Source organism: Halalkalibacter oceani (assembly GCF_023715605.1).
GTDB lineage: Bacteria > Bacillota > Bacilli > Bacillales > Bacillaceae_D > Halalkalibacter > Halalkalibacter oceani.
On sequence record NZ_JAMBOL010000059.1, the window covers coordinates 1 to 2,030 of the forward strand.

The following is a 2,030-nucleotide window of genomic DNA, read 5'->3' on the forward strand; positions in this document are numbered from 1 at the left end:
GGGCTCAAGAGCGTACTGGAACGTTATGAAACCCTTCGTCAGACTTAACTGAAACCGCCGTATACGGATCCGTACGTACGGTGGTGTGAGAGGTCGGGGGTTAGTCGCCCCCTCCTACTCGATTTTTATTAATTTAAGCTCATATAATTTTATCCACAGGCCAGAAATGGGTATGCTATAATGGAAGCGGACTAGAGAAAGGACGATTATCATGACCTATTATGCCTGCCACGACCATATTGACATCGCGCTCGACACAGTCGTCGACGAGCACGAAAGCGCACCAATCATGACAGCTCTAACAGAGCAAGAAACGTTATCCACAGCATGCAGCTTCTGTGAAAAAACAGCCAAATATAAGGTAGAAGCCGAATAATCACAATCCACAATGTTGATATGTGGATAACTGCTGTGGATAACCTTCCCCGAAAGGAGTTACAAACACTGTGAACATCACAATTCTTGCCGTCGGCAAGCTAAAAGAAAAATACTTAAAACAAGGCATCGCCGAATACACAAAGCGCCTCAGCGCCTACGCCAAGCTCGACATCATCGAAATCCCCGACGAAAAAGCACCCGAAAACCTCAGCCCCGCCGACAGCGAACTAATCAAACAAAAAGAAGGCGCCAAACTCCTCGCCAAAATCCCACCCGACGCCCATGTTATTGCCCTTGCCATCGATGGAAAAATGAAAAGCTCAGAAGAATTAGCCGATATAATAGATAAACTCGCCACTTATGGGAAAAGTAAGGTCGTCTTTGTCATTGGCGGTTCTCTCGGCCTTAGCGACGCCGTTCTGCAGCGCGCCAACGAAAAGCTGTCCTTTTCGAAAATGACGTTTCCCCATCAGCTTATGCGTTTAATTTTGTTAGAGCAGGTGTATCGGGCGTTTCGGATTGTAAGGGGAGCGCCGTATCATAAGTAAATGAGGTTTTGAACTAGTTAATAATTTTTATAAAATAAGGAACAGGAGCCTATTAGACTTCTGTTCCTTGATCACACTAGTTATTGGTTAGCTCAAATTCTATAGGTACTTCAAATACTTCGTTATAAGAGTCTAAAATTTGTATATGCCAACCATCACTTGGAAGGTCCTCATAACTATCGGGATACCTTGCACCATCAAATTTTTCACATAATGTAAAACTATACGCGAAATTCTCAGGTAAGTTAATATTTCTTACATCTTTTCTGTTAGCCTTATTTGTTTCTGTAATAAGCTCCTTTAGCCTAGCAAAGGAATGTTTGGAGAAAATCTTCTCTCCATATAAATTTTCCTCAATTTTATAAAAGTGAACATAGTTACTTTTATCATCAAATGCTGTAAAAACTTCAGAGTGCTTCTTATTAATAAATGTTATCTTTTTCACCATATTAGCTTGAACATGTGGTACCACAGTTAAATCAATTTGACATTGAGTTTTATTGTGCTTATGTGGGTATCTCCAATATGCATAATCACAATATACATCTAGATAAGGTTTTGGTGGTTTTTTAAAAAACTCTTTATAGATGGCAGTTAACGTATTAACTAGACTTAATGCTAAACCAGCAACTGCAATAATTAATGTTGTTATTTGCATTATATAACTCCGTTTCAATTTATTGTAAATAATAAGTATGTAACAAGCATCGCTGAATAGGTAAATTAAATTTGTCTACTTTTTAGCTACTTTTTATTTTTTGAGGTAGTAGCATAGTAACCAATATAGTATAAGAAAGCGAAGGTCATTTCTTTAAAGATTATTATTATTACTAGCATAAAAATAATAATACTTAAAAAGTCAAACTTTTTTACAACCATTCCAGAAGCAGCAAAAATTGATTTACTGACCTTTCCAGAAATTAAACCTAAACCTAAACAAATGATTGATAGAAAAATAAATAGTAAATCAATAGTATTTGAATCAATTTCATAAAGCCTAGTTCACGATTGTTAGACGACCCCCATTTCGCTTTTAGTGTTTTTAAAAAATTAATTACGCGGCTTGACTAGTCTGCTTGCTAGAAAGGGACTTGGCTATACGAT

General features: G+C 37.5%; 3 protein-coding genes. 2 read left to right on the forward strand and 1 reads right to left on the reverse strand.

Annotated features, from left to right (window positions below):
• Nucleotides 1-211 precede the first annotated feature (211 nt).
• Nucleotides 212-376, forward strand: a complete 165-nt coding sequence (locus tag M3202_RS21900) for a CxxH/CxxC protein (RefSeq protein ID WP_251195518.1) — start codon at nucleotides 212-214, stop codon at nucleotides 374-376.
• A gap of 70 nt (nucleotides 377-446) precedes the next feature.
• Nucleotides 447-926 carry a 23S rRNA (pseudouridine(1915)-N(3))-methyltransferase RlmH gene (rlmH, locus tag M3202_RS21905; protein WP_251225341.1) on the forward strand — a complete coding sequence of 160 codons (480 nt, stop codon included), beginning with the start codon at nucleotides 447-449 and terminating at the stop codon, nucleotides 924-926.
• Nucleotides 927-1,002: 76 nt separating this feature from the next.
• Here the strand turns inward: rlmH and M3202_RS21910 are convergent, their stop codons facing one another.
• Nucleotides 1,003-1,584 (reverse strand): hypothetical protein, encoded by a 582-nt coding sequence (locus tag M3202_RS21910; protein ID WP_251225342.1) that lies wholly within the window; start codon nucleotides 1,582-1,584, stop codon nucleotides 1,003-1,005.
• Between the last annotated feature and the right edge of the window lie 446 nt (nucleotides 1,585-2,030).